Below are 1,471 nucleotides of genomic sequence, written 5' to 3'. Positions count from 1 at the left end.
GACGGCCATGCGCCAGCTGCAGTCCAACCTCTCCGAGCTGGCGCGTCTGCAGGAGCAGGCGACATCCCAGCGTGCCTTCGCCGCACCGTCCGACGACCCGGCGGCAGCGGCCACGGCACTGGCGCTTCACGCCGAGCAGCGTCGCACCGAGCAGTATGCGCGCAACATCGACGACGGCCTCGCCTGGGTCACCGCTGCCGACACGGCCATCACGGCGAGCACCGCCCTGCTCGCGCGCGTGCGTGATCTGACGGCCCAGGGCGCGAACGACGGGGCGCTGGACGCGACGGCCAAGGAGGCGTTGGCGGTCGAGCTCGAAGGCATCCGCAAGGAGATGCTGTCCCAGGCGAACACGCGGCTGCTCGGCCGTTCCGTGTTCGCGGGCACGTCCGACACGGCCGCCTTCGCCGCCGACTACAGTCACAGCGGGGTGCCGGGAGCGGAAGTCACCCGTCGGGTCTCCGACGCCGCCTCTGTGCGCGTCGACACCGACGGCGCCGCGGTCTTCGGCACGGGAGACGACTCCGTCTTCGCGCTCGTGGACAAGATCGTGGCGGACCTCCGCTCCGGCACGAACGTCGGGCCCCGGCTCGGCGAGATCGACAGTCGACGCACCGCCATGCTCGGGGTGCAGGGCTCGGTGGGAACCAGGCAGTCCCAGATCGAACGCGCCAAGGAGGCGGCAGTGCAGAATTCCGTGTCCCTCGAGTCCCGCAGGACGGCGGTGGAGGACGTCGATTCGATCGAGGTGCTCGTGCGTCTGCAGGCGCAGGAGCTCGTGTACCGTTCGGCGCTCGCCGTCAACGCGCGTGTGCTGCAGCCGTCGCTCATGGACTTCCTGCGATGAGCGCCGTACTGACGTTCATCGCCCCGCCTCCGGGACTGGCTCCCCATGTGGACTTCGCACTCGCCCCCGTCGACGGGTCAGACGGGTTGTTCTCCCTGCGGGCGGTCGAGGATGCGGAACTGCGCCTGTTCCTGGTCGATCCTCGGACGGTGCTGAGCGACTACGCGCCGACCCTCAGCGATGAGCAGGCGGACGGCCTCGCTCTCGGCTCTCCCGACGACGCGCTGGTGCTGGTGGTCGCCCACCCCTCGTCCGAGGGCGTGAGCGTGAACCTCCTCGCCCCCGTGATCGTGAACCAGACCACAGGAGCCGCCGCGCAGGTGATCCTGGAAGACCAGGACTACCCCCTGCGCGCGCCGCTCGGCTGACCCGGGGTGCGCGGCTCGGGTCGGCAGCCCTCCCCAGGGGACGGCGGCTAACCTGGAGTCGTGATCCTTGCCGTCGATACCTCCCTGGGCACTGCCGTCGCCCTCATCGATGCCGACGGGGAACGACGTGCCGAAGCGGCTGCCGTCGACCCGCTCGGCCATGCCGAGGTCATCGGAGACCTGCTCGTGCAAGTTCTCAGCGAGGCGGGCGATGCTTCCGGCGGGGCGGGCGACACGGAGATCACGCACGTGGTCA

The 1,471-nt window shown here is 70.4% G+C and carries 2 protein-coding genes and 1 pseudogene; all 3 read left to right on the top strand.

Translation table 11 applies throughout. From position 1 onward, the window contains the following. A partial coding sequence (locus DSP71_RS08360; protein WP_113680843.1) for a flagellin occupies window positions 1–847 on the top strand: 847 nt, incomplete at its 5' end. After that, window positions 844–1,215, top strand: coding sequence for a flagellar assembly protein FliW (locus DSP71_RS08355; protein ID WP_113680842.1), 372 nt, complete (start codon window positions 844–846; stop codon window positions 1,213–1,215). The genes DSP71_RS08360 and DSP71_RS08355, both read left to right, overlap by 4 nt. 60 nt (window positions 1,216–1,275) lie before the next feature. Then, a pseudogene (locus tag DSP71_RS23375) lies at window positions 1,276–1,471 on the top strand (tRNA (adenosine(37)-N6)-threonylcarbamoyltransferase complex dimerization subunit type 1 TsaB); the annotation flags it as partial.

The sequence above is a fragment of the Microbacterium sp. H6 genome, assembly GCF_003314775.1.
Taxonomy (GTDB): Bacteria; Actinomycetota; Actinomycetes; order Actinomycetales; family Microbacteriaceae; genus Microbacterium; species Microbacterium oxydans.
This window is presented reverse-complemented; position numbering and strand designations above follow the sequence as displayed.

Bases quoted from the DNA above. Each gene is read 5' to 3' on its own strand.
- DSP71_RS08355 (WP_113680842.1), top strand. From the start codon at position 844: ATGAGCGCCGTACTGACGTTCATCGCCCCGCCTCCGGGACTGGCTCCC.